Raw genomic sequence first — 25,837 nt, 5'->3', positions numbered from 1 at the left:
CGCGTGGCACGAAGGTGTGCCGTCCCACCCGTGCTGCTCCGGGTTAGAAGAGCTTAGATGCACGGACAGAGAAAAAAGTTATGCAACAAAATGTCATAACGCGACCCTTCGTCGCATAGTGCCCGATTTAACACCGGGCGCTGGAGACTGAGGATTACCCCCATCATCTCGCGAAGGGCTGATCATACAGGGGTTTGAACCACAAATCGGCAATAAACATCGCGTTACTTATGGCCATAGCATCTTTATGGTTACGTCCTTATGACAAAACGATCATTCCCTCACTGTGACGCATTGGTTAGAAATCAACACAGGTTGACGCCACATCTGACGTCAACACCTTGGCTCGCCACGCCGGCAGCGAGCCCCAACGGCAGAAACTTCTGCCAGACCTCGATTGAGGTCAACGCGATAAAAACAGTCAACAAGTGAGGGCAACACCCTATGAGAAGACTTAAGCGTGATCCGTTGGAAAGAGCATTTTTGCGCGGATATCAATATGGCGTAGGTGGCAAATCCCGTGAGCTTTGCCCTTTTACTCTACCGTCAGTACGCCAAGCCTGGATCAACGGCTGGCGAGAAGGACGCGGCGACAACTGGGACGGTATGACCGGCACTGCGGGTATCCACAGACTCAACGAACTTCACGCCGTCGGCTGACACAAGGCACCTAATTCCGACACGACAACCTGAATTACATTTCGACTTACCACGCACGCCCCATCCGGGCGGCGGGCTTCGGCCCAGGGGCTCCTTCGAGGAGCCCTTTTTTATGCCTGACCGATCTGTAGCCTGTCCCCTGTCCCCTGTGGGAGCGAGCCTGCTCGCGATGGTCGTTAACGATAACGCGAGCTGTCTGATGCCCAGCGGTGCCTGGGCCACCATCGCGAGCAAGGCTCGCTCCCACAGGGGATCGCGTAACGCTTTTGATCTTCTGTGGGAGCGGGCTTGCTCGCGATGGTCGTTAACGATGACGCGGGCTGTCTGATGCCCAGCGGTGCCTGGACTACCATCGCGAGCAAGGCTCGCTCCCACAGGGGATCGCGCAACGCTTTTGATCTTCTGTGGGAGCGAGCCTGCTCGCGATGGTCGTTAACGATGACTTGGGCTGTCTGATGCTCAGCGGTGCCTGGTCTACCATCGCGAGCAAGGCTCGCTCCTACAGGACGGCGCCGATCAATTGTGGGAGCGGGCTTGTCGAGGCGTCGAACCGTCGCGATGGTCGTTAACGATGACGCGGGCTGTCTGATGCCCAGCGGTGCCTGTGCCACCATCGCGAGCAAGGCTCGCTCCTACAGGACGGCGCCGATCAATTGTGGGAGCGGGCTTGTCGAGGCGTCGAACCGTCGCGATGGTCGTTAACGATGACGCGGGCTGTCTGATGCCCGCGGTGCCTGGGCCACCATCGCGAGCAAGGCTCGCTCCCACAGGGGATCGCGTAACGCTTTTGATCTTCTGTGGGAGCAACTGTCTTACCCATACCGCTCATCACCGCCACTCTGTTCCGTCTCGCAGCATGGCGTTGAGTCTAATCAGCAGTATTCGCATGCAGGCGATGAGCGCGACTTTCGCGCTCTTGCCTCGCTCGCGTAAAGCCTCGTAGCGTGCCTTGAAGTCTGCCTGGTGGCGGATTACGACCCAGCAAGACATGTAGAGTGCACGGCGGACTCGGGCTCGTCCCCCGTAAATCTGGCGCTTCCCGCTGTGATTACCGCTGTCATCGTTGTATGGCGCGATGCCGGCCAACGCCGCGATCTCCCGACGATTCAGCTCACCAAGTTCGGGCAAGTAAACCAGCAAACTGGCGGCAGCCACTGTGCCTATGCCTTTAACAGCAATCAGCCGCTCGGTTTTCTCTGCATCCAGGTCGCGCATGCTTTGGTTGATGGCCTTGCCGAGTTGCCTGATCTGTATCTGCAAATAGCGAATGTGTTCCTCGATCATGCCGACAACCGCTGGCAGCTGGGCTTGTTGCAGCCGACGCTTGTTGTCGTCTCGCTGCTGAACCAAGTGTTCGCGTAGCTGAATCAGCTCGCGTAGAGCCTCTCGCTGGGGCGAGATTACTGGGTCGCAGGGAGCATGCAGAGCTTCGGCGAACGCGGCCAGGACAGCGGCGTCGATCGGATCGGTCTTGGCATTTTTGCCCATTGCCACAGCAAAGGCTCTGGCTCGCCGGGGATTGATCCTCAGCACGTTGAAGTGCGCGTTTTGCAAGGCGACCATGCTCTGGCGCTCATAACCGCCCGTAGCTTCCAGCAGAACCCGGCCAACTTCGTAACGGTTCAAGCGCTGGATCAGCTCAACGAAGCCTTCAGAACTGTTTGGAACATCAAAGCCGTCGTTCTGTGGTTGAACCCAGACAACGAGCTTTGATTTGGAGATATTGATGCCAACCCAGGAAATCATGACAAAACCCTCTTACACTCAGAAGTGAGAGTGCTCTGGCTTTGCCCACGCTTGTGATTCGAGTGGCGCTCGTCTAACTGTTCGGGCTTATGGGCCAGAGTGGAAAGGTGGATGGCAGCTCGGCTCCCACACGTGCTTCAAGCACCGCGGACTCACAGCTTGCCATCCACCCCTCTCACCTCTGATTTTATTCCCTGATCAAGACACAAGCGGGCTTGCTCGCGATGGTCGTCAACGATGACGCGAGCTGTCTGATGCCCCACGCTGCCTGGGCCACCATCGCGAGCAAGCTCGCTCCTACAGGGGATTGCGTAACGCTTTTGATCTTCTGTGGGAGCGAGCCTGCTCGCGATGGTCGTTAACGATGACGCGGGCTGTCTGATACCCCGCGATGCCTGGGCCACTACGGGGTTTCAAGGGTCAGGTCAGGGGCAACGGGTCAGCGCAACGCCGCAATCGCATCCACCGACTCGCGGATCAAGGCCGGGCCTTTGTAGATGAAGCCGGAGTAGATCTGCACCAGGCTCGCGCCGGCGGCGATTTTCTCGGCGGCGTGTTTGCCTTCGGTGATGCCGCCCACGGCGATGATCGGCAAGCGACCCGCCAGCTCGGCCGCCAGGACCTTCACGGTGTGGGTGCTCTTGTCGCGTACCGGTGCGCCGGACAGGCCGCCCGCCTCGTCGCCGTGCTCCATGCCTTCGACGCCGACACGGCTCAGGGTGGTGTTGGTGGCGATCACCGCGTCCATCCCGGTTTCGAGCAGCGCCTGGGCTACCTGAGCGGTTTCTTCATCCGACATGTCCGGGGCGATCTTGATCGCCAGCGGCACGTGCTTGCCGTGACGCAGCGCCAGTTCCGCCCGGCGCGTGGCCAGGTCGGCCAGCAATTGCTTGAGCGAATCACCAAATTGCAGGCTGCGCAGGCCCGGAGTATTGGGCGAGCTGACGTTGACGGTCACATAGCTGGCGTGGGCATAGACCTTGTCCAGGCAGATCAGGTAGTCATCGACCGCACGTTCGACCGGTGTGTCGAAGTTCTTGCCGATGTTGATGCCCAGCACACCCTTGTATTTGGCCGCGCTGACGCGGGCCAGCAGGTGATCGACGCCCAGGTTGTTGAAGCCCATGCGGTTGATGATCGCCTCGGCTTCCGGCAGGCGGAAGATCCGCGGTTTCGGGTTGCCCGGCTGCGGCCGCGGCGTGATGGTGCCGATTTCGACGAAGCCGAAACCCAGCTGGGAGAAACCGTCGATGGCCGCGCCGTTCTTGTCCAGGCCCGCCGCCAGGCCGACCGGGTTCGGGAAGTCCAGGCCCATGACATTCACCGGCAAGTGCGCCGGCGTCTTGCACAGCAAGCCGTTGAGGCCCAAACGTCCGCCCGCACCGATCAGGTCGAGGGACAGATCGTGGGAGGTTTCCGGGGAAAGTTTGAACAACAGCTGACGGGCCAGGGAGTACATGGGCTGATTTTGACTCTGGGCTATGAAAAGTGTCGGCGATTATAGCCGGGGTTGCCTGACTCAAGGAACCACAGTCTCCCGAGGCCGCATGGTCCCTGCCCTGAACGGCGTACAGGCAGTCGGACGGCATCACCATTGGTGTTTTTCCAGCGCCTCGTCATCCAGCGGCCGAAACACCTCGCGGGCATGGTCAGCGACAAACAGCGTCATGTTGAAAGCCAGGCCATTGGCGCCTTTGACTTCCCGGTAAAGCGACGAGTCTGCCAGTTCGTCGTCTTTCAATCGGAGCAGTAACTGCTGCGTCACGTTCATCAAGGCCTGCGCAGTGGGGTACATCGCCGTGCTGCGATCTTCACCGGGCAATGTCCTGAGGAACGCGTACAGCGCCTTGGCGCCCTGCCCCTTCATGTTCAGCAGCCGTCGATACACCCCTTCGAAGCCGGGGTCGGCAGGCGTGTCGATGTGGGTCGTCGTTTTGTTGGCTGCCGCCTGCAACAGCCGCGACTCCAGGGACTCGACCGCCGGCGTCGATGCCATACGGTGAGCGTTCATCAGTGTTTCGATCTTCATGCAGTCTTCTCCTTGCAGGGCGCAGCCCATTGCGAACACAACTCGCGCAACTGCCCGATCGAAGCCTCATCGAGGGTTCGAACCGCTTCGGGCAAATTCGCCAGCCGCGCCAGCAACAGGGGTTCCAGGCGCTGACAGGTCGCGCCGATATCGAATTCGAGCAACTGGTCGGCCAAACGAAACACGTAGCGTTCCTCAGGTGCATAGTCGAGGATCAACGCCCCTGACCACAGCCCCTGCAAACGCTGGCGCAACGCCGCTCCCTGGGGTTTGCAGCGCCCAGGCAGCAACACCTGCAACGGTGCCGCGCAATCGGCTCGCTGCGCCAACCAGCGTTCGAGCATTTCATCCAGCCATTCGGTACGCACCAGCACGTCGCTCAGCAACTGCCGGGCGGCGCGCACCAGGTCTTCGTGCAGTTGCAGCCCGAGCGTCCGTGATTCGAGCAAGCCGTTCGCCAGGTCTTGCGCGGCGCGGACCATGCCGCTGGCATAACCTTGCTGGAACGCCTGCGCGCGAATCGCTTCGGCTTCCGCCTGTGCCTGCCTGACACACGCCTTCGCCCCACGTCGGGCCTGTTGCTGCAACGCGCGACGCTGGCGCATGGCGGCCAGGTCTGGCGCCGCCACCCGCGCATCCTGCGATGCCGGCAGGTCACTGAGGGTTCGGATAGTGTCGAGCATGCTGCACCGCCAGAAAAAACAGAGTGGTATCGGCTGCCGCCAGCGGCCACTGCGCCTGCCGGTCGATCACATCCGCAGCGAATTGCAGGCGCAGCCGTTCCAGCAACGGCGACGAGACAAATCCGGACAAGCCCACCAGTACGTGGTAACCCGCGGCATCAACCAGTTGCAGTGGCGCGCAGGATCGCTCCAGCGGCAGGCAGGCGCGGGGCGCGGGACGGCATCCGGCGAATTGAAGCAATGAAGCCGGCAGGCGCTGCAAGGCCCCGCCGCGCGCCAGTTGTGGAAACAGCCGCCAGGCCCCCATGAGCCTGGCGATGTAAGGCAGTTGCCGCCATTGCCGGATCCACTGCTGCGCTACGCCATTGCACGGCCAGGGAGCAGACGGGTCCGACCCTTCCAGCAGAATTCGATTGAGCGCACACCGGACGCCAGGGTTGTCGAACCCGGGCGGCAGCTCCAGGCGCTGTGGGTGCAGATACTCCAGCGGTTCACCGAGAATCTGCCGCAGACGTTCAGCGCATGCCATTACACCGCCCGCCTTTTTTTCATTCGATAGCTCGCCAGGGCGCCGCCGGCCAACAGGACGAACAACGGCGCCGGCAGCCAGGCCCAGGGCGAATCCGCAGGCGTCGCCGGCATGGACGGCGCAACGTGCTGGGTAGGCGAGCGCGCCGACAGAACCACCGAGATGTTTTCGTATTCGACCGCGGCAAAACTGTTCTTGAGAAAACGCTTGATGTCGCCAATCAGCAACTGCGGCTCGACGTCGCGCTCATGCACAGCGACAACCGCCAGGTGGATGGGCGCGGCCTTGCGCCCGCCTTCGCCGGCATCCACGTCATAGCTGACATGCACCCGCGCCGAAACCACGCCTTCGAGCACGCCAACGGACTGTTCCAGGCGCTGCTCCAGTGCCGAGTAGAGCCGGGCTTTTTCCGCTCGGGGCGAGGCGACCAGTGCATCGGCGGGAAACATGTCGGCCACTTGCAGCCGTGGCCTGGAAGGCAACGAATAGAGGTTGAGCAAATCGACCGCGGCGGAAAAATCCACCTGATTGATCTTCACCGCATAGCCGGCCTTGCCCGAGTCGACTTTGGTCGCCGCGATGTTGTTGCGTTGCAGCACCGCCAGCACTTCATTGGCCTGCTGCTGGTCCAGCCCTTCCAACAGACTCGGCTGGCGGCAACCCAGCAACGCCACGCACAGCAATATCAGCAGCACACTCGCTTTCATGAGGCGCGCAACAGGGTTTCGGCCGTGCTCACCGCCTTACGCACCAGCACGTTGAGCAAATTGATGTCTACGTTGTATTGCCCCATCTGTTCCTGCAATTGCGCCAGCACTTCGGGGCTGGTGATTTCGGGGCTGTTGGTCAGTCGCTCGATCGCCCCGACATCCTGCGCGCTGTCCACCGAGGAACGGGCAAAGGCTTCGATCAGCCGCTGTTCGAGGGACACCACCGGGCCTTCCTGGGGGTTGCGCAACGGCGCCACAGCCACGGCGCTGGCCAGCGAAGGAGATACGCTCTGGATCGTCATGTCGTGTTCTCGTGAAAGTGGCCATCGCCGGATGGCGATGGCCGTGGGGACTCGATCATCGAGCAGCCTGGATGATCGCCATGTCGATGTCCTTGAAGCCCTTCACCGTGCTGGTCTGGGCGTTACGAAACACCGTGTAGGACGAGAAGGCCGCCTGGTACGCGGCCAGCTTTCCGGGATCGGACGCGTCATCGCCCAGGTCCTTCAAGGCCTTGTCCAGGGCCGTCTTGAGACTGGTCGCGCCGGTTTCGAACGCACGCCCTTGTCGGCCGAGAAAATCACCGACAAAACTGACTCCTATACCCACACCGGACATAGGTCACCTCCTATAGTTGCTTGGGAAAATGCCATGACGACGAGGTCGTCTTGATGTAGCCCCGAGGGCCGGTTTGAAATGACTTGCCCTTGAGCGCGTCATCCTTGAGCTCGACAGCGAAGTGCACGTAGCGATCACCCCACTGCCGATGAAACGCGTCGACATACTGGCGAGCCGTCGCCAGCTCGGCGTCCTGCAGATTGGCGCCGATGGCGAAGGTCACACTGTCGGCGTTGCCGACCCGGCTGTACGTCAGCGCGAGGCGACGCAAGCCCTGCTCGGCGAGGTCGGCGAGCAGGTTGTCATCCTGCACCTGCACCGCGACTTCGCGGGCATAGGGCGCCGCCTCGAGCACGGCGTCGAACAGTTGTGCCTGTCGTTGCGCAGTGAGCGGATGGCGCTGTGCACTGAGCAGCAACCGTGGCATCGCCGGGTCCTTGAGGTCCAGGGCGTGCCAGGCCAGTTGCGGGTCGTGGTCGACCAACAGGTTTTCCAGGCGTCGACGTTCCTGATCGAGCACCAGCACCCGGCCCTTCGCCTGATGGCGCATCAACACCTGCCGGCTCCACCCGGCGTCCCGCTCGGAGGCGACGAACACGTACAGCCTCTGATCTCGTCCCTGCACCACCGCGACAGTGTCCGGGCTATCGCCGATCAGTCTGCGGACATCCTGTTCCGGTACCGGCGCTGGCTGCGGCCAGAAGCCTGTGGACGCCACCAGCGCCACCACCATCAGCAATCCGGCGCCCACCCAGGCGAGCGGTTTGACCGGCCAGCGGTTTCGGCCTGTCACTTCGACCGGCGGCACATCGGGCAGGTCCAACAGCGGCGGCGCCCAGCACTGATCGGCGTAGCGCAGGGCAACCTGAAGGCCCCCGGCGTGCATCAGTTGCTGCAACGGGCAGTCGAGGGTTTGCGCAGGTTCGCCCAACAGACGCAAGGTCACACCGCCAGGGTCGTCGTCCAGTAACACTTCGAAGTTACGACCGCCCTGCTCCAGAGGCACGAAGATCGCGTCTTCGGGGATACTCATGGCCTGGGCTTGCGTACCCAGCAATTCCAGCGGCGCGACGATGAACAGAGTGCGTGCCTGGTCGAGCGCAAACTCGCAGCCCCGGAGCGGACCGTTGAATATGCGCAAGATGCAGGGTTGCAGGGGTCGCACTGAGGACTCTGTCACCGATCACGCTCCAGGCGTTGAATGAGCTTGCATGCTAGGAGCGTCGCGCCTGAAGTTCCTGATCGAAATCTGCCGATCGCCTTCGATCGACATCAGAATCGGCGCAGGGCGTTCATCGGCTTACGCCAGGCACCGGTCGCCGGCCACGGCCAGCGCATGTCCGATGTCCGGCGCGGCTCGATGCAGCGTCCTCCACAGCGGGCTGATCCGGTCCCCTTCGGGCAATGCTGATCCGCTGGAGGTGCAACGATGCCGGGCCAGTTGCAACCAATGGTCATATTGATCCCGGGCGGTTAACGGGTCGGCACCGAACACCACGTTCCAGGCAACCTGTCCCAGTTCACCGACCGCACTATCGCTCAGGCCGACCAGGTCCAGTTCGTGCCAGGCCTGCGCGTGCTGCTGGAAATAGGCCAGCACCACCGCATGCAGAATGACCAGCAACGGATGGCCACCGGCACCGTGCTGCAAGGTCTGGCGCGCCATCAGCATGGCGTCCTCCGGGTCACTCTCCAGGGCGATACGAACACGCAGCAATTTCGCTGCCACGCAGTTCGAGTCCTGGCGCAGGCACTGGTCGAGGCTTTGCACGGCCCGGCCATTGCGCTGCCAGAACCAGTGGTGCCACGCATGCAGGTAGTGCACATCGGCCTGATCGGCCGTCAACAGACAGCGGCGGAACAGCGCCTGCGCCGCTTCCTCACAACCTCGCAGGCTGGTCAGCAACGCGAGGCGTGCGATGGCCGGCGTATTACCGGGGTCGAGCGACAAGGCCCTGGCCACCGCCGCGTGCGCTTCATCGACCGCCTGCGCCGAATCACACAGGCCGAGCATCGCCTGCCCCAGCCAGACATCCACCAGGCCGCACCAGGCCGGCACATAACGATCATCCAGTTGCAGGCTGTGGCGAAATTGCACCTGGGCATCGCGCAGGCTTTGCGGGGTGTAGCGCTGCACGCTGCATAAACCGTTGAGGTACGCCACCAGCGCCGGGTAGGAAGCACAGCTGTTCGTGCCAGGGCGCAACCCCGGCAGGCGTTGCGCAACCAGGCAGGTCAAGGCCGCCAGGGCCTCCCCCGGATCAACGCCAGACAACACCTGGGTGTGCAGCAGCAGGTGATCGCTGCCGCGAATCAGTTCGACCGACCATTGCCGGTCCTGGTCCTGGTGGATATGTCGGCCAGCCAGATAAAAGTCCGGCATCAAGCGCTCGACCAGGCATTGCGCATCGAACGGCTGGGCATGGCCCGCCATCAGGCCCGCCGGGACAACCCGAAGGGTTTCGCCGAAGGCCGTGCTCAACTGACGGATCATGGCATCCTGCAAATCCAGCGCCTGGGGCTCGTCGACACCGCGAAACGGCAGGACGGCCAGCGACGACACCGTGACCGGTGCCTGCTCGGCGAGCCCGACCACCGGGCAGGTGAACCGGTAGCCCTGACCGTACACCGTGGTGATGAAATCCTTGTTGTCCTTGAGCAATTTGCGCAAGACGTAAATGCAACGGGTCAATGACTCTTCGGCCGCGTCGGCGTCGGCCCACACACTGTCGAGCAAATGATCCTTGCTGATCACCTTGCCGGCCGACGCCAGCAATATACGCAGCACACTCAACTCTTTGGGGGGAACATGGACTCCCTGTCCATCTCGCATCAGCGTTCCATCGCTTTGCAGCAGCCAGTGGTCAAAAACGAACGACCGTACCGGCGTTTTATCAGTTGCACTGTCCATACGTTGAAGCTTCTCTATAGAAAGTTACTGAGCGCAATCGAGCCCGTCGTCAGGCGGTCTCGAGATGACAAGCTGCGTGACTATAGGAAGTTGAGTCGGGGGATTCCGCAGGGCGATCACTCTTTTCGGAGGATGAAAACGCGCTTTGTTCTGTAGGACGAGAACAACAAAAAAACCATCGCCCCACACCGCTCCCGCACTTGAAAAAAACCGTGGCCGATCAGAAGTTCAGCATCGCCCGGAGCATGTCCGCGTACTGACTCAAGTGCGAAGACAGGATCTTGTTGAAGTTGTCGTGGTAGGCATTGGCATTGGAGTATTTCTGCGTGAAGGATTGCAGCATGTTCTTCAGGCGCTCTTCCTGGGCATTGAAACCGGTCTGCCAGGACTGGAATCGGGCGGTGTCCCATTTTTGCGCCGTCGATGGCAGTTGGTTGATCATGGTGTTCAAGGGGCCAAGGTCCATGACCACGCTGAAGCTGCCGTTGGCGTTGCGCTTGAGCGACTCGGGCGGCAGCCCCAGCGCCACTCGCCATTTGTCTGCCTGCTCTTTGCTGGCGGGTTCCATACCGGGGGCCGGATACAGGACAGCCGCGGGCTTGGGATGCGAGTACTTGTCGCGCAATGACCGCAGTGCAAAGCCGAGCTTGGCGGCATCCAGTTCGACTTCCTTGCCGTCGTTGACGCCCTTGATCCAGTCTTTCAGCTTTGCGGTAATCTGCTGATTGAAGTCGGCGAAAAATTGGGTGAAGCGGTCGATGATGTGCTGGTAGCCGGCCAGGTAACCGTTCTTGATCAAGTCGATGAGGTCCCGCAGTTTGTCGAAAAAGTCATTCGACGAACGACTGGCCTGATCGAATGCTCCGGCGATTTCCCCGGGCGGTGGCAAGTCTTGCGGCAGATCCGTCAGCACGCTGTGCTGAGCCGCGATCAGGCCCTGGCGTTGCTGGACGGGCAGCGTGTCCTGCACATGGGCCATCAGCGCACCGGACTGATTCAATTGCTGCGTCCACATCTGCGCGCGAACCTGGCGGGTCTGCACCTGCTCGTCAAACTCCGCCATTACGCCTTCCGGCGCCGCCCCCGCGAGCAAGCGCTCGGTGACTTTTTCTGCCGACGGCTGAACCTTGAGCAGGTTCTGCAGATGACGCCCCATACCGTTGTTCGAACGGTCCAGCAACTGCACCAGCGGCCGGTCGACCCGCGTCGAGCGGGGTTCCGGCGCCTGCGGTGGCTCGGTGGCCCGGTTGGAATCGGCGTTGGAAACATTCGCAGGCGGTGTGAAATCGCCAATTCTCATGCTGCACCCCCGTCAGGCCAATTTGCCGATCACTTCGATTCGCGATTGGAACAACTGCATCACGATGTCCATGAGCTTTTGCAGAAGCGCGGCATCCGCCGAGTCTTTTTGTCCGGTTTCATCCGCCAGGCTCTTCTGGGTGTTTTGCGCGCCCTGTTGCAGGACTTCCTTTTCCCGCGCAGCGTGCTCGCCGAGGCGCACCATGCTGGACACCACCTGACTCATGCTCATCGACATGGCATTGAGCGCACGACCGATTTCCAGGCGTTTTTCAACGCCCTTGCCGCTCATTTGACTCAACCAGTCCGACGTGCGGCCGACGTTCTGCGCCTTGCCGATTTCAGCGTTGAACCAGGCTTGCTCCTGGGCTGTCAGCGTCGAGCCCTGGGGTTTGAAGTCAACGGTTCGGGTTCGGCCAAAATCATCGAACACGGTGATTTTGTAGGGGGTATCCGGGCTCCAGTCATCGCGACTGCGGGCCTGCTGCAAGTCGCGCTCGATATTGCCGGCGTCCAGGGCGCTGCGCTTGTGCAGGTTGATGTCCGCCTGTTTGAGCCCCTGGCCCTGGAAGGTCTTGAACAGCGCGAAGCCGGCGATGGCACCGGAAACCACCGCCGCCGTGATGGCGCTGTACATCGCCGCCCTGCCCGACTCGACAATCGCCGCGCCCTGGGATTTGGCGGCGTCGGCCGCCATGACGCTGAAGTGCCCGCGCAATTGCGCATTGGCCACCCGTGCGACGTTCAACGCGATGATCGCGGCCACCAGCACATTGGCGTGTTTCTCCCAGGCGCCGGGATCGAAGAGCAGATCGTTGCGCACGTCGTCCTTGAGCATCAGCGTGGCGGCGAGCAGGTTGCGCTCGTCGGCTTCGCCGGGCTGATAGGCGTCGATCTGGCGTTGCAGGTCCGCCGCCAAGGCACCGGGCGCGGGCGATTTGTTCAGGATCTGACCCTGGCCGACAACGCCCTTCAAGGCCGAATCAGCGGGCGACAGCCATGGTTTGTCGGCGGTCACCGTCACCGGTGGCTGCACGACTGAAGCGAACGTGGAACTGGCAGGAGTAATCATATGAAAGTCCTTGCGTAGATGAATTCAAACGTTGCGGGCCATTTGCAGGCTGACCGAATGGCTGCGTTGCAGGTCGGCGAACACCTGTTCGATTTGCCGGCTGCGATCCTGCATCGCTTTGCCGTAGTCCTCGACCAGGCGCGTCAGGTAGGCGGTAATCTCTTCGCTGATGGCCATGCGCACCCGCACATCGGCCATGTGCCCGGCCGCCTGGGCCTGGTGTTCGCCGCTGCGGATGCCCATGACGCCTTGCGCGCCGACGCCACCGAACTCGGTAACGGCCTGGGCGATCTCGACCCTGGCGGCGTAACGCGCCAGCGAGACCGGATCGGCGCCGTTGCTGATGAACGTGCGCAACTGGCTGAGCATCTGGGTCAGGCTGTTGCCGACCGAGGAAGCGAGTTGTCTGGCGGCCTGCACGGCCGCCGGTGCGGCTTGCGCCACCACCGAGCCGATTTTCGACGCGACGGCGCTGAGCATCGGCCCGATCACCTTGATCCCGACCACGGCCACCAGGACGATGGCCGCCAGGGTCGCCGCGACGCCGGCGATCATGCCGGCGATCTGCCCGATGTCCCTGGCCGTTTCGGCATCGACGCCCAGCGCCAGCAGCGCCTTGGTGTACAGGTCGGTGAACAGCTTGACCGCTTCCTGCATCACCGCGGTCAACGGCTTCATCACGTCAGCCATGAACGATGTGCCCGTGAGTTGTTTGGTCACCTCATCGGCAATCATGATGGCGGCCCCGATCACCCCTACCGCGATCAGCACCGGGTTGACCGTCAGCACCCCTGCGACGATGGTGGCGATGGACACCAGCGCACCGACGATCTTGCCGACGCAGCCCATGGTCTTTTGCAAGGCTTCGGCTTTGCGCACTTCCTCCAGGTACTTCTGTGATTCGAGCTGCATTTTTTCCTGCAACTTGGCTTGCAGTTGCAGTAACACCTCCTGATTGAGTTCTTCCTTGGCCTGCGCGGCATCGCCCAACAGTTCGATGATCTTCAAGCGATTGAGCAGGGCCAGGGCGCTGCCGCTCAAGGCCTTTTCATCGGTTTGCCGGATCGGGTCCGCGCCGAGTCCCGCGTCCACGACCTTGACGGTCACCGCCAGCAGTTGCCGGGCGGCGCCATTGGCCGTCTCGACCCGTTTCAAGTGCTCATCGGTGGCCTTTTCGAAGGCTTTCGTCGCCACCGCCAGCTCACCCTTGAGCCGGTCTCGTCGAGCCGATTCTTGCGCATGCTCAGTCGACTCGGGTGCCAGCCCGGCCAGGCGGGTTTCGCTTTCACCGAGTTGACCTTGCAGGTGCTGAACGCGCTCGTGGCGTTTTTCCAGTTGTTCCTGACCGCGCCCCACCGCACCTTCGGCGGCTTCAACGGCGGCTGTCGCCGAAGAGTATTGAGCCGCGAGTTTTTCCTGCCCCTGCTGCTTGGCGCCAGCCAGGCTCTGCAGCGTCTGCAATCGGTTTTTCAGCTTGTTGACGTCGACTTCGCCGAGCAACTCGCTGATCATCGCCATCAGCAAAGTGAACAGATCACCGTCGGAGGCTTTGCCGGTCTCCTGCGTCTGGGGCGGGTGCAGTTGCGGCCGCCCGGAGAGTGCTGCGGGTTTGCCCGGCGCGGCGTCGAAGTTCACCGACAGCAGCCCCGCCAACGCTTGCTGGCCGGCCTTCTGATAGTCCACGGCGATGGCCGCCTTGCGCTCGGTTTCAACAGTCGCGGCGCGGATAAGCCCTGACGCAAAAGCCGGGCGAGATGTACTGCTGATTTCGCTCATGTTCAGTCCTCCGAACAGTCCTTTTCGATAATGACCAGCATGTCGAGATACACCTGGGCCTGTTGGCGCAGTTCCTCTTCCGTGGCCTGCTCGATGACACACTCGAAACACAACCGCGCCTTGCCGGTCTTGCCCAGGGCAAGCTGGCACTGGCCGGTGTACAACATCGGTCGGTAATCGTTGCGGCCCTGGGCAAAGGCGATGGCGTACAGGTCGATTGCCTTCTGATGGTTCAGCTTGAGCTGATGCACCGCCGCCAGTCCCATCCAGTAATGGCTGTTGTAGAAGTCGTAGATGCACAGGAAGTGAAAGAACTTCTCGGCATCGTCCAGCCGTCCCTGCTCATAGAACTTGAAGGCGAAGGCATACAGGCCGTCCATGTGCTCGTCGCTCAGGCCCTGCACCTGCTTGAGCGGTGCCCCGGCGAGAACGGCATCGACAATGCCCAGAGCCACCTGCTCGTCTTGTTGATTGTCACGACTCATCAGCCACCTCCTGAAAAAACGCCAGCACTGCCGACCCCCGCATTGAGCCAAAGCACCACCGGCCTCGCTGCCAAATTGCGCTCATTGCCCACCTGCCCCGTCATCGTTGACAACCATCCTGTAGGAGCGAGCTTGCTCGCGAAAAAAACCCAAGAGCGCCACGGGGCACCAGGTATCTCGCGTCATCGTTTACGACCATCGCGACGGTGCGACGATTCGCCAAGCTCGCTCCTACAGATTTTCATGCCTGCTCAACCTGCTCCAGCCAGATCAACAGGCGCAGGACTTCCTCGACCTCCTGCACCTGCAGAAAGCTGTAACGCTGGTGGGTCCTGTAAATCCGCCGGGCCAGGGCGACGTCATTGATCACCGGCACGCCGACCTCTCTGGCATAGGCGCGAACGGCCAGGGCGCGCTGGTTGGTTTCCATCAGGGAAATGAACGGCAGCACGGTGATTTCCGGCTGGAAGTACACGCCGATGGCGATGTGCGTGGGGTTGGCGATGATCATCCGCGAGTTGCGCACGTCGGATTTGATCTGCTCCGACAGCAGCTCACGGTGCAGTTCACGACGGCGCCCCTTGACCTGTGGGTCACCGTCCTGCTCCTTGTGTTCACGCTTGACCGAATCCTTGTCCATCATCTGGTCGCGCATGAACAACCCATACTCGCTCAGCGCATCGAGCACGACGATCAACAGCACGCAGACCAGAAACGTCAGCACCAGCACCAGCAGCAAATGGCCCCAGATCGCGAACAGATCGGGTACCTCGGCGAACAGTTGGGCAAACAACAATTGCCGCTGGGTGATCCAGACAATCCACAACGCCAGCGCGAAGCTGGCCAGGTACAACAGCGCTTTGACCGTGTCTTTCACGGTGCGCAGGCTGAACAGTTTTTTCAGGCCATTGATCGGGTTCAACGCACCGAAGTTGAGCTTCAAGGCTTCGCTGGCCATGGCGAAACCGCTTTGCAGCAAGGCCGGTACGGCACTGGTCAGGACGCACACCACCAGCAACGGCAACAATGCCTTGAGCCCCACGATCACCAGCGTTGCCGAATACTGCTGCAAGTCGGCGTCAAATCCCCTGGCGATGATGCGTCGATAGGCCTCCATGATGTCCATCAGAGAAGCGTTGAATACCATGTAGGTCATGCCGCACAGCGTCAGGCAGGTGACCACCAGATCCTTGGCCTTGAACGTCTGCCCCTTGCGTGACGCATCGCGCAGGCGCTTGGCCGTGGGCTTCTCAGTCTTCGAAGCGCTGGACGACATCGCCGGCCTCCCCATCGACATGCAGGCTGTGTTCCAGCGCCTGGGGCTTGCCGCCCAGACGCAGGACTTCGTCAGGCAAATGCACGCCGAAGTACAGCATCAGCACCACCAGTGCCACCAGACTCTTGACCGTCAGCGACACCGAAAACGCGTTCATCTGCGGCGCGTAGCGCGAGAGCAACCCCAACAAGGCCTCACTGATCAGCAACGTGGCCACCACCGGCGCGCTGATCACCAGCGTCTTGCTCACCAGCGCATCGAGCAGGCCCACCGCCGCCCACACGCTCACCTCGCAGGCGTTGCTCGGCGCGCACAGACGGTAGCTGTGGTCCACGGTTTCGAGCATCAACAGCATGCCGCCGCCTTCGAGATAGACCACGGCGGCGAACAGTTGCAGAAAGTTCGCCAGCTCCGAAGTATCGACACCATTGGCCGGGTCCACGGTACTGCTGAGCATCGCCCCGCGCTGGTTGTCGATCAGGTTGCCCATGGCGTGCAGTACCCAGAACGGCCAGCACAGCAGGCAACCCAGCAACACGCCGATCCCGGCTTCGCGCAGCAGCAAACCGAAGAACGCCAACCCGTCGAGACGCGGCAGCGGCATGCCGATACAACTCCAGAACCCCGCCGCCACCAGCAGGATCACCGCCTGTCGCGGGGCGCCGGTCAGGACACTGCTGTTGAGAAACGGCAGCATGAAAAAGATCGGAGCCAGCCGCGCAAACCCCAGGAGTGCGCCGGCGAACCAGGCATACAGCTCGAAAAACAGCGTCACCGACATCGGGCTAGACCAGCGCCAGGCGGATGACTTCACGACTGAAGTCCAGCAAAGTTTCGCCGTACCATCCCGACAGCAGAAACAGGCACCCCGCCACCGCTAGCAGCTTGAAACCGAACGGCAAGGTCTGCTCCTGCAACTGCGTCACGGTCTGGATCAGCCCCACCACCAGCCCGACCACCGTGGCCACGATAATCGGCCAGGCCACCATCAGCAGAATCAGGTACAGGGTCTTGTTGCCGGCATACACCAGATCATTCATCCGGGTCGCCTCACGCCAGCAGGGTCAGGTACTGCTTGACCAACCCGGTCGACAGCAGTGCCCAGCCATCCAGCGCGACGAACAACACCAGTTTGATCGGCACCGAAATGATCACCGGGCTCATCATCATCATGCCCAGCGCCAGCAGGATGCTGGAGATCACCAGATCGACGATCACGAACGGCAGGTACAGGTAAAAACCGATTTTGAACGCACTCTTGATTTCACTCAGCGCGTAGGCCGGCAACAGCGCAAACAACGACGGCGTCAGCGCCTCATCCTCGACCGCGTCGTGCCTGCCATCGACCTGCACCGCCTGGGCTCGTTCGAAGAACAGCGCCAGGTCGGGATCGGTGTACTTGCGCAGGTAATCCTTGTAACCGCCCAAGCCGTTTTCGGCGAAGGTCACCACCGATTCGATATCGGTGAACGCCACGGCCTCTTCCCGGTAATACCCGTAGCCTTGCTTCATCACCGGGGTCATGACGAAGATCGCCAGCATCAGGGCAACCGCATTGAGCGTCATGTTCGAGGGCACCTGCTGCAACCCCAGCGCGTTGCGCACGATGATGAACACAATGGAAAACTTGATGTAGCAGGTGCCGGCGGCCACCAGGAACGGCAACAGCGAGGCGAAGGCCAGCAGCGCGATCAGCGAGACATCGTTCATAGCGGCGGTTCCGACCGATACACCTCAAGCACCTCGACGCCCAACCCTTGCTCAAGCTGCACCAGCTCTCCCCGGGCGACGGGTTTGCCATTGGCGCGCACTTCGATGTGTTGTGCGGCATCGCTCGTCAGGGCGATCAACTGGCCCTCGATCATCTGCGCCAGCGTTCCCAGATCAGTGTCCTGGCGGGCCAGCAGGAACTCGAGGCGTAACGGCAATGTCGCCAGATCGGCCTGCGCCGGGGTCTCCTCAGTGTGCTGCTGAAGTGGCTCGGCAAGCGTAGATTGCATGTGTATTCCCTCTGGCGTGAACGTGAAATGGCCGATGCATTGACCGGCCAGCAGGCATTGATCGGTTCGATGCGTGATACGCAGGACATCGCCCACACCCAGCCGCGCCCGACTGTCCTGGCGCAAGTGGCTGACACCCAGCAACAATTCCAGGCGCAGCGGCAAACCCCGCAGCCACAACGGAGCGCTCACCGGGCGGCTGAGCGAGCGTGGCGCGGGCAATTGCGTCACCCACACCCTGCCCCGTGGCGTGTCGAGCCACGGCCAGTCGTGCACGGGCTGTGGCGCTGCCGTGATCAGTTCAATGTCGATCAGCTCGTGATAGCGCAACTCGTCAACGGGCAGCACCAGCGGTTGTGCCACGGCCTGGAACAACCGGACGATGCGGGTATCCGGACATGCATCGCTCAGCAATGCACGCAGGCCCGGTAGCGCGTGACTCAGCCAGTCCTGGGCGCCGGTCAGGCCACGCCACTCGCCCTCGCCGCCACGGGCAGCAAACCGCAGATAGCCGGATGACTGCTCCGGCCTGCCCAGGCCCGCACCATGACCGGCACGGCGCCAGCGTTGCAGCGCTTGCGCCCTGGCATGCGCCAACACCTCGACCCGGCGCAATCTCAAGTTGCTCATGTCGACGACTCCGACGGCTCGTCATCCGGTGACTGGCGCGAACCCTGACGCTGCTGCTCGCCACGCTGATCAGTCAGCCGCCAGGCGGGTTCGCGCAGTTGTTCGAGCGGTGCCTTGAGTTGTTCGAAGACTTGCGGGTTGCTTGGGCTGAGCAGCAACGGTCGCGCCGGTTCGTCGAACTCTCGGCTGATCGTCACCTGCCCGCTGGCCACCCCTTTGTTGAAGGGCACCTGCAACAGGCCCGGACTCGGGCCGGGGGGCACTTCAATGTTCACTTCGAGAGCGGCTCGGGGCAGCGGCGCCGACGGCAAAGGCACGGCAGGCGAGGTGATCACGGGGACGTTGCGTGGTGCTTGCAGGTTTACTTCGGGAACTGGCGCTTCACCCACGGGAACAGCCAGTGCCGGGGCAACGGCAGTTCGCTCGATCACCAGCGGCTCGACCCTGCCGGGCAGCGGTTCAGTCGCGGGTTGCGGCGAATCCGCTGCAAGGGTCGCGGCGAATGACGCCAGCCTGGCAGGCAAGTCGAATCGACGCTCCGGCACGGCCACCGGCAACGACAACGGCAACGACAACGACAACGGCAACGGCTTCGGGTCCGGCTCCGGCTCAGCGGCGGATGCAGGAGCATCGGCTGTCAGAGGTGCCGCCTGGCCAGCGGATGGCGGCGGAGGACGCACGACCAGCATCGCCAGCAAATCCAGCACGCCTTGCGGCAGCTCGTCCTGTTGCGCCGGTATCTGCGTTTCTAATGGCAGGTCCGTGCCAACCACGCGCGCGGGGTCGAGGGTGTAGATCCAACCTGCTGGAACAATGGGAAGCCCTTTCATCGCCGTACTCCACTCATGTCGTCCATTTCTCGTTCCTCACGGCGCAACTGTTCCTGGCGCTGCGCGCGCATCCCTTGCTGCACCGAACGTGCGCAGGTGTCGTGCCGACGCCGCGCCTCACGCAGGTGTTCGCGTTGCACCTGCAACGACTGTTCGAGCGCCCTGCACTGCCCGGCCACGTGGTCGTGCTCGACACGCAGCAGATCCAGCTGCCGGCGGATGACCGCCTGGGTCCGCAACAGCGCCAGCAGTTGCACACGCTCCAGCACGCAATCGGTGGCGCGATGGCTGGCCAGCAACTGCTGCAGCGATGCCTCTTGCCCGGCGAAACCGGCCAGTTCCGCGCGCAACGCCTGCAACTGCCGCTGGCTCTGGTGCAGCACCCGTTCAGCCCGCTGCTGACGCCACTGTTGCAACGCCAGCAGGCGCCGGCGCTCAGGCAAGGAGTTCATTGAGGCTGCGCAGGGTTTCGTCGGGCTGGCTCCGCTGCGACGTGGGTTGGCGCAACCACAGCGTCAACGCCTCGCGACGCTGCAACGCCTGGTCATTGGCGACGTCATTGCCCGGGGTGTACTCGCCCATGTCGAGGAAAATCTGCAACTGCTCCAGGCGTGCCAGGGTGTCCCGGGTCGAGGCCGCGGATTGCCGAACGTCGGCCGAGGTAATTTGCGTGGCCACACGGCTGACGCTGCGCAGCACATCAATCGCCGGGTAATGCCCCTTGGCCGCCAGGGCACGGCTGAGATAGACATGGCCGTCGAGAATGGAGCGGATCTCCTCGGCAATCGGATCCGGCTCGTCGTCACTTTCCAGCAGCACCGTGTACCAGGCCGTGATGCTTCCGGCGGCGGTCACACCGGGCCGCTCCAGCAGGCGTGGCAAGGCATCGAACACCGAGGCCGGGTAACCGCGACGGGCCGGCGCTTCGCCAGCGGCCAGCGCCAGGTCGCGGCGGGCACGGGCATAGCGGGTCAACGAGTCGAGCAGCAACAGCACATTGCGGCCCTGATCGCGAAAGTACTCGGCAATGGTCGTGGCCAGCAGCGCCGAGTTGCAGCGGTCCACCGACGAAAAGTCCGAGGTGGCAAATACCACCACGCACCGTGATCGCTGCGCCGACTGGCGCAACTGTTCAATGAATTCGGTCACCTCTCGGCCACGCTCGCCGATCAGGCCGATGACGAAGACATCCGCCTCGCTGTGGCTGATCAGCATGTTGATCAAGGTGGTCTTGCCCGAGCCCGCCGCGGCGAAAAGTCCCATGCGCTGGCCGACCCCGCAGGTGAGCAAGCCGTCAATGACGCGAATGCCGGTGTTCAGCACGTCGGCCACGGGCCGGCGCTGGTGGTACGCCGGCGGGTCGGCATCCACCGGATACGCTTGCGCCGCCACGGCGGTCGCAGGTGCCAGACGCTCGACGATCTGGCCCTGGGGGTCGACCACACTGCCCAGCAAGGCATCGCTGCACATCAGGCGCAGCGTCGAGCCGGTCGGCACGATCATCGACTGCCTGGACAGCCCCTTCGCGTCCCCGAGCAGACTGAGCAGCACCGCGTCGGGTTTGAAACCAATCACCTGAGCCCTGGCCGTCACCTGCGGCGAGCACCAGTGACGCCGCACGTCGCAGACTTCACCGATCACCACATCCTCCAACGCCGCTTCGAGCAACGGGCCGCTCAGGCGCAGCGGATGCGCCGCGCGCCGCTCCAGTCGCGTGCCTGTCGGTGCTGTTCGAGTCTCAGGTGCGGTCGGGTTCATGCCAGGGTCCTCAGAGCGTCTTGATGACATTGACCGAGACGGTCTCGGAGATTTCGCCGAACGACATCACGTCCAGCTCGCGGAATCGCACCTCGATCAGCTTCTTGACGTAGCGCCGCACATCCACCGAGCACAGCAGCACCATGTCCTTGTGCGCGATGTGCAGGCTGTCCAGGCCCACGCTCAGGCGGTCCATCAGCTCTTCCGAATCGGCCGGTTCGAGGTTGATGAAACTGCCGCCCGAGGTTTGCCGGATACCCTGGCGCACCACTTCTTCGAACTCCGGCGACAGCAGCAGCACGCGCAGGTCATTGCCGTGGGCGAACTTGTTGCTGATGTAGCGCGCCATCGTCCCGCGCACATGTTCGACCAGCACCAGGGCGTCCTTTTCCCGCGAAGCCCAGTGCGCCAGCGACTCCAGGATCAGCTTCATGTTGCGTACGGAAATCCGCTCGCCAATCAGGCGTTGCAGCACCTCGGCGATCTTCTGCACGGTGACGTGGCGGTACACTTCCTTGAGCAGATCGGGATAGCGGGTCTCCATTTCGTCGAGCAGCTGCTTGGTCTCCTGAACGCCAAAAAACTCGCTGATGTTGCGCGCCAGCAACGTCACCAGGCAGCGATAGCATTCCTCGTCGGCCGGGCGCAGTTGATAGCCCAGTTGCAGGATGCGCTCGCGGTCGCCCGCGTTGACCCACACGCCGGCCAGACGATTGCTGTCGTTGCCGCGTACCAGGGAAAATCCCAGGGGTTCCAGATCCGGCGAATAGTCGAGCAGGCGCCAGTGATCGAAGTGAATGTCGAACTGCTCGGCGCGCACTTCATTGATCAGCACTGCCACCTGATGCGCCGGCAGGCCATCGTTGCCACGCAGTTGCGGCTCGGGAATGCGCAGCCCGTAGTCGATGAAAAACTGGTTGCGAAACCGCCCCGGCCAACGCGCGTCGGTCAACGCTGTCAGTTGCGCGGTGGGCACCAACAGCATCAGGGCGACGGTTTCGGTGGCGACGTTGTCGATGTTGTCCAGCAGGCCCGAGCCGCCCGGCGGCGCGTCCTGCTCGCCGCCACTCGCATGCTTGTTGCCCGCAGTGACACCGGGGCGCTGGCGGACAAACACCACCAGCGCGAGCAACCCGGCGATGGGCACGAAGGTCAGCAGCGGGAACCCCGGCAACAGGCCAACCCCGACCGCCAGCAGCGCAGTCACGCCCATCACGAACGGATTACCGAGCATCTGCGCGAGCATGTTGCGCCCCAGGTTGCTGTCGTCCCCGTTGACGCGGGTCACGATGAAGCCGGCGCCGATGGCGATCAGCAACGCCGGGATCTGCGCGACCAGGCCATCGCCGATGGTCAGCAAGGTGTAGGTCGACAGCGCGGTGGAGGTATCCATGCCCAGTTGCCCGAGCCCGATGGCCATGCCACCGATGAAGTTGACGAAGATGATCACGATGCCGGCGATCGCATCGCCCTTGATGAACTTCATCGCCCCGTCGAAGGAGCCGTACAACTGGCTTTCACGCTCCAGCACGCTGCGTTTTTCCCTGGCCTCCTCGGCGCTGATGACGCCGGCCTTGAGGTCGCCATCAATGCTCATCTGCTTGCCGGGCATGCCGTCCAGCGAGAACCGCGCCGCGACCTCGGCGACCCGCTCCGAACCCTTGGTGATCACGATGAACTGGACAATGGTGACGATGGAAAAGATCACGAAGCCCACCACCAGGCTTTCGCCGATCACGAACTCTCCGAAGGAGGCGATGATCTCGCCGGCATCCGCCTGGCTGAGAATCAGACGGCTGGTGCTGATCGACAGCGCCAGGCGAAACAGCGTGGTCAGCAGCAGCAACGCCGGAAAGGTCGAAAAGGCGAGGATGCGTTCGATGTAGAACGAGCCCATGAACACCAGCAACGAAATGACGATGTTCAGGCCGATGAGAAAATCCACCAGCACCGTCGGCAAGGGAATGATCAACATGGCGATGATCATCACCATCAGGGTCAGGATCAGCAGCTCCGGGCGCGCGCCGGCGTGGCGCAAAAACACATTGAACATGGCGTCAGCTCCGGGCAGCGATCATGAGTCACCGCCGGGATGTCCCAGGGCCAGGCCTTCGTGGCGCCAGGCAAGGTCGGCCAGGCCCGAGAACTGTTGCGCCAGGCGCAGAGGTGCCTGGTCATCGGCGAACAGTACCAGCGGCAAGGCGAGGCTCAATCGCCGCAGCGTCTGCAGCAATGCCGAGCGCTCACGGTGCGGGCTCAACAGCAGCGCCTCACCGACCACGCCAAGCAGTAATTCATCGAGCTCATCCGGGCAGGTCAACAGGCCGAACAGGAACACCAGCCAGTCCGCCTCGTCGGGGTTGTGCCGACAGACCAGCGCATCCCCGAGCACGCCCGCGACGAACCGGGTTTCGGCTGAACGCAGGTGCTTGAGCTCGTTCAATCGCGCCAGCAGGCGGCCGAACTCCAGACGCGAACAGCTCGGGTCCTGGGCACTGATATCGGTCAACAATGCCGCTTCGACGAACGCCAGCACGTGCAGGCGTTGCGTCAGGCCATAGAGCGCGATCCAGTCCTGATAACAACCGACCGGCCCGTCATCGGACTCGAGAAAATCCCGGTACGTTTCGCGCAACAGCGCCGCGCGCACGGCCATCGCCGCACCGAACATCCTGGCCTTGAGTGCGGCGTTGATTCCGGCCTTCAATCGCTTCGGGCAAGCCTGGGCGACGACGGTGTGCAACAGGGTTTCGAGGCGCTGCCGGCTGACCTTGTCCAGCGTCCTGCGGCGCAACAGGGCGCGCAGCACGCAGGCCAGGTCGCTGTCGTCGGCGAACAATTTGCGCGCCATCTGCAGCAGCCACGCCACCGGCTGCGCGGCGAGTGGCGCCAGCCTGAGCAAGTGCTGAACCTTGGGCAGGATGTCGTCATCCAGCACGCGTTCGAAGCTGTCCGTCAGGCCATCGGACTTCTGCTCGAAATGCCGCCGGGCGCGAAACTGCGTGAGTGCCGCCGACATTTCATCGCTGATCTGCGCCAGGCGCTGGGCTACCGCCACGGCGGAGCCCTCCTCGGGTTCCGCTTCCGCCGTTGCCTGTGGCTGCGGATGCTCGGCGGCCTTGTCCGCGTTGAGTCGAGCCTGGGCCGCCCGTCCGGTGCTGGAAACCGCCGGCAGGATCATGGCGGCGTCCCCCGCAGATAGCTGCGGCGCACCCACTCGTGCTGTTGCGGGGTCAGCAAGCGCGCGGCCGGCTCGACGACATCGGGCTCCAGGGTGTCGCGAATTTCCCTGGGTTGAATCAGGAACACCCGCACGGTATTGGCCGAGCGGCTTTGCCGATAGCTGAACAGCCGCCCGACCCACGGGATCGAGCCAAGCACCGGTATCCGGCCGATCTGCTCGCTGTGATCATCGCGGGTGAAGCCGCCCACCAGCAGGCTCTTGCCCGGAGGCACGCGCGCCACGGTGCTGATGCGGGTCCGACCGACCGTTGGCAATGCACTCGGTTGTTCCCCCTGATCGGGGTCGTCGATCTGGTTGCCGTCTTCGATGGTGAGCGACATTTCAATTTCGTCGGTCTGGGCGAACCGCGGCAGCACGTTGACCAGCGTGCCGTAGGTCACGTGTTGCAGATCGACACTGCGCTCGCCCACCAGCGGCGCATAAAAGGTGCGGTTGTTATCGAAGATCGCCGGCACGTTTTCCTGGGTCAGAATCATCGGCCGCGACACCACATTCGCTCGTTGCGTACGCTCAAGGGCCAGAATGCGCGCGACGAACGACGCGCCATTGAGGGTGGTGGTCGAACCGGCATTGAGCGAGGTACCGAACCGCCCAGCGACCCTGGAACCGCCTTGCCAGTTGATGCCCAACTGATTGAGTTCATCCTTGTGCAGGTCGATGATCCACAGCGACAGTTCGACGTGGCGCTTGGGCGTGTCCAGCGCCGTCACCAGGTTCTCGATAAAGCGGACCTGCTCGGGCAAACCCTTGATCAACAGGCTGTTGGTGTCGGGATAGGCCACGACACGGATGTTGCCGGCGGCCATGTCACGCGCCAGGATGCGCGGTGCCGCCGGATCCTGCTCGGTCAGCGCACTCGCCAGCCCGGCCAGGGGAAACTCCGGCATCCCGGCCTGTCGCTGCGACGGGATCTGGGCCACGGTGGTCTCGACAGCATTGGGCTCGCCCCGCAGCAAGTCCTCGATCACGGTCGCCAGGCCCGGTACGGTGATCTTGTCGTCGCGCAGGTCGTATTGGCGATTGCCGACAAAGGTATTGCGCACCTGGATCACGCCGATCTGCTGCTTGCCGAGCATCAGTTCCGAGCGCTGGTTATCCATCATGCCCGCCGCCTGCATCACCAGGTCGACGTACATCGGCGGCCCGGACACATGGAACGTGCGCAGGCCGTCATGACGCAACGGATACCGCCGGTCATGCAAGCCGGAGCGCTCGAGGAACGCCTGCAACTTCGCCACCGTCAGGGTCTGCAACGACATCATCGAGCTTTTGAATTCGGCGGCGTCATACAGGTAGATCGCCTGACCGTCGCTGTACCAGATCAGGCCCATCTGTGCGCTGACACGCTCGAACGTCTGCTGTGGCTTACGCAGGTCAAAGGTGCCGGAGATGCGCTTGGCCGCCGCGGTCTTGCTGACCACGACCGGCTTGCCGAGGGGCCCGGACAGCTCACTGAAAAATGTCCGCACACTCTGCTCGCGGGCTTCGAAACTGTAGACATCGGCCTGGGCGCCTGAGGGCGCGAGCAGCCCTGCGAGGCACAGCCAGGTGGACAGAAAAGAGATGGCTGGACGGTTCATC

General features: G+C 62.6%; 26 protein-coding genes. 1 reads left to right on the top strand and 25 read right to left on the bottom strand.

Annotated features, from left to right (window positions below; all coding sequences use genetic code 11):
• Nucleotides 1–444 precede the first annotated feature (444 nt).
• Nucleotides 445–660, top strand: coding sequence for a ribosome modulation factor (locus tag ABVN20_RS01435; protein WP_003223300.1), 216 nt, complete (start codon nt 445–447; stop codon nt 658–660).
• Between the two features lie 828 nt (nt 661–1,488).
• Here ABVN20_RS01435 and ABVN20_RS01430 read toward each other — a convergent pair.
• The 25 genes from ABVN20_RS01430 to sctC all read right to left on the bottom strand — a co-directional run bounded on the left by ABVN20_RS01430 (nt 1,489) and on the right by sctC (nt 25,836).
• A complete protein-coding gene (locus ABVN20_RS01430) occupies nt 1,489–2,406 on the bottom strand; it encodes an IS110 family transposase (RefSeq protein ID WP_368553487.1) in 918 nt (305 codons plus the stop codon).
• Between the two features lie 439 nt (nt 2,407–2,845).
• Nucleotides 2,846–3,865, bottom strand: a complete 1,020-nt coding sequence (locus tag ABVN20_RS01425; protein WP_368553485.1) for a quinone-dependent dihydroorotate dehydrogenase — start codon at nt 3,863–3,865, stop codon at nt 2,846–2,848.
• 129 nt (nt 3,866–3,994) lie between these two features.
• Nucleotides 3,995–4,435 (bottom strand): hypothetical protein, encoded by a 441-nt coding sequence (locus ABVN20_RS01420; protein ID WP_368553483.1) that lies wholly within the window; start codon nt 4,433–4,435, stop codon nt 3,995–3,997.
• Nucleotides 4,432–5,118 carry an oxygen-regulated invasion protein OrgB gene (locus ABVN20_RS01415; protein WP_368553481.1) on the bottom strand — a complete coding sequence of 229 codons (687 nt, stop codon included), beginning with the start codon at nt 5,116–5,118 and terminating at the stop codon, nt 4,432–4,434. The genes ABVN20_RS01420 and ABVN20_RS01415 overlap by 4 nt, the downstream gene beginning before the upstream one ends.
• A complete protein-coding gene (locus tag ABVN20_RS01410; protein WP_368553480.1) occupies nt 5,090–5,647 on the bottom strand; it encodes a secretion system protein in 558 nt (185 codons plus the stop codon). Before ABVN20_RS01410 ends, ABVN20_RS01415 begins: the two co-directional genes overlap by 29 nt.
• Nucleotides 5,647–6,354 carry an EscJ/YscJ/HrcJ family type III secretion inner membrane ring protein gene (locus ABVN20_RS01405; RefSeq protein ID WP_368553478.1) on the bottom strand — a complete coding sequence of 236 codons (708 nt, stop codon included), beginning with the start codon at nt 6,352–6,354 and terminating at the stop codon, nt 5,647–5,649. The genes ABVN20_RS01410 and ABVN20_RS01405 overlap by 1 nt, the downstream gene beginning before the upstream one ends.
• Nucleotides 6,351–6,659, bottom strand: a complete 309-nt coding sequence (sctI, locus tag ABVN20_RS01400; RefSeq protein ID WP_368553477.1) for a type III secretion system inner rod subunit SctI — start codon at nt 6,657–6,659, stop codon at nt 6,351–6,353. Before sctI ends, ABVN20_RS01405 begins: the two co-directional genes overlap by 4 nt.
• Nucleotides 6,660–6,714: 55 nt before the next feature.
• Nucleotides 6,715–6,975: a type III secretion system needle filament subunit SctF gene (gene sctF / locus ABVN20_RS01395; protein ID WP_368553475.1), complete on the bottom strand. Its 261-nt coding sequence runs from the start codon at nt 6,973–6,975 to the stop codon at nt 6,715–6,717.
• A 10-nt stretch (nt 6,976–6,985) separates the two neighbouring features.
• The gene (locus tag ABVN20_RS01390) at nt 6,986–8,155 is read right to left on the bottom strand and encodes a PrgH/EprH family type III secretion apparatus protein (protein ID WP_368553473.1); all 1,170 of its coding nucleotides are present in this window, start codon (nt 8,153–8,155) and stop codon (nt 6,986–6,988) included.
• A 120-nt stretch (nt 8,156–8,275) separates the two neighbouring features.
• A complete protein-coding gene (locus tag ABVN20_RS01385; protein ID WP_368553471.1) occupies nt 8,276–9,886 on the bottom strand; it encodes a winged helix-turn-helix domain-containing protein in 1,611 nt (536 codons plus the stop codon).
• A 220-nt stretch (nt 9,887–10,106) separates the two neighbouring features.
• Entirely contained in the window at nt 10,107–11,186 is a 1,080-nt protein-coding gene (locus ABVN20_RS01380; RefSeq protein WP_368553469.1) for an IpaD/SipD/SspD family type III secretion system needle tip protein, read from the bottom strand.
• 12 nt (nt 11,187–11,198) lie between these two features.
• A complete protein-coding gene (locus ABVN20_RS01375) occupies nt 11,199–12,257 on the bottom strand; it encodes a cell invasion protein (RefSeq protein WP_368553467.1) in 1,059 nt (352 codons plus the stop codon).
• A 24-nt stretch (nt 12,258–12,281) separates the two neighbouring features.
• Nucleotides 12,282–14,033: a type III secretion system translocon subunit SctE gene (gene sctE / locus ABVN20_RS01370; protein ID WP_368553465.1), complete on the bottom strand. Its 1,752-nt coding sequence runs from the start codon at nt 14,031–14,033 to the stop codon at nt 12,282–12,284.
• A 2-nt stretch (nt 14,034–14,035) separates the two neighbouring features.
• Nucleotides 14,036–14,518: a type III secretion system translocator chaperone SicA gene (sicA, locus tag ABVN20_RS01365; protein WP_368553463.1), complete on the bottom strand. Its 483-nt coding sequence runs from the start codon at nt 14,516–14,518 to the stop codon at nt 14,036–14,038.
• Between the two features lie 241 nt (nt 14,519–14,759).
• The gene (locus tag ABVN20_RS01360) at nt 14,760–15,794 is read right to left on the bottom strand and encodes an EscU/YscU/HrcU family type III secretion system export apparatus switch protein (protein ID WP_368553462.1); all 1,035 of its coding nucleotides are present in this window, start codon (nt 15,792–15,794) and stop codon (nt 14,760–14,762) included.
• On the bottom strand, nt 15,769–16,575 hold the full coding sequence (sctT, locus tag ABVN20_RS01355) for a type III secretion system export apparatus subunit SctT (protein ID WP_368554544.1): 807 nt from the start codon (nt 16,573–16,575) through the stop codon (nt 15,769–15,771). The genes ABVN20_RS01360 and sctT overlap by 26 nt, the downstream gene beginning before the upstream one ends.
• A gap of 4 nt (nt 16,576–16,579) precedes the next feature.
• Entirely contained in the window at nt 16,580–16,834 is a 255-nt protein-coding gene (locus tag ABVN20_RS01350; protein WP_368553461.1) for an EscS/YscS/HrcS family type III secretion system export apparatus protein, read from the bottom strand.
• 10 nt (nt 16,835–16,844) lie between these two features.
• Entirely contained in the window at nt 16,845–17,504 is a 660-nt protein-coding gene (locus ABVN20_RS01345) for an EscR/YscR/HrcR family type III secretion system export apparatus protein (RefSeq protein WP_368553459.1), read from the bottom strand.
• Nucleotides 17,501–18,424 carry a FliM/FliN family flagellar motor switch protein gene (locus ABVN20_RS01340; RefSeq protein WP_368553458.1) on the bottom strand — a complete coding sequence of 308 codons (924 nt, stop codon included), beginning with the start codon at nt 18,422–18,424 and terminating at the stop codon, nt 17,501–17,503. The genes ABVN20_RS01345 and ABVN20_RS01340 overlap by 4 nt, the downstream gene beginning before the upstream one ends.
• Nucleotides 18,421–19,254: a hypothetical protein gene (locus tag ABVN20_RS01335; RefSeq protein WP_368553456.1), complete on the bottom strand. Its 834-nt coding sequence runs from the start codon at nt 19,252–19,254 to the stop codon at nt 18,421–18,423. The genes ABVN20_RS01340 and ABVN20_RS01335 overlap by 4 nt, the downstream gene beginning before the upstream one ends.
• A complete protein-coding gene (locus tag ABVN20_RS01330) occupies nt 19,251–19,706 on the bottom strand; it encodes a type III secretion protein (RefSeq protein WP_368553454.1) in 456 nt (151 codons plus the stop codon). The genes ABVN20_RS01335 and ABVN20_RS01330 overlap by 4 nt, the downstream gene beginning before the upstream one ends.
• Nucleotides 19,690–21,012, bottom strand: a complete 1,323-nt coding sequence (gene sctN / locus ABVN20_RS01325) for a type III secretion system ATPase SctN (RefSeq protein WP_368553452.1) — start codon at nt 21,010–21,012, stop codon at nt 19,690–19,692. Before sctN ends, ABVN20_RS01330 begins: the two co-directional genes overlap by 17 nt.
• Before the next feature lie 10 nt (nt 21,013–21,022).
• Nucleotides 21,023–23,065 carry an EscV/YscV/HrcV family type III secretion system export apparatus protein gene (locus tag ABVN20_RS01320; RefSeq protein WP_368553450.1) on the bottom strand — a complete coding sequence of 681 codons (2,043 nt, stop codon included), beginning with the start codon at nt 23,063–23,065 and terminating at the stop codon, nt 21,023–21,025.
• A 21-nt stretch (nt 23,066–23,086) separates the two neighbouring features.
• The gene (sctW, locus tag ABVN20_RS01315; protein ID WP_368553449.1) at nt 23,087–24,193 is read right to left on the bottom strand and encodes a type III secretion system gatekeeper subunit SctW; all 1,107 of its coding nucleotides are present in this window, start codon (nt 24,191–24,193) and stop codon (nt 23,087–23,089) included.
• Nucleotides 24,190–25,836, bottom strand: a complete 1,647-nt coding sequence (gene sctC, locus ABVN20_RS01310; RefSeq protein WP_368553448.1) for a type III secretion system outer membrane ring subunit SctC — start codon at nt 25,834–25,836, stop codon at nt 24,190–24,192. The genes sctW and sctC overlap by 4 nt, the downstream gene beginning before the upstream one ends.
• Nucleotide 25,837: the final 1 nt, after the last annotated feature.

Origin of the sequence: Pseudomonas sp. MYb118 (assembly GCF_040947875.1) — a bacterium.
Lineage (GTDB): Bacteria > Pseudomonadota > Gammaproteobacteria > Pseudomonadales > Pseudomonadaceae > Aquipseudomonas.
Note: the sequence above shows the minus strand (reverse complement) of the source record. Positions and strands in the feature narration are given on the sequence as shown.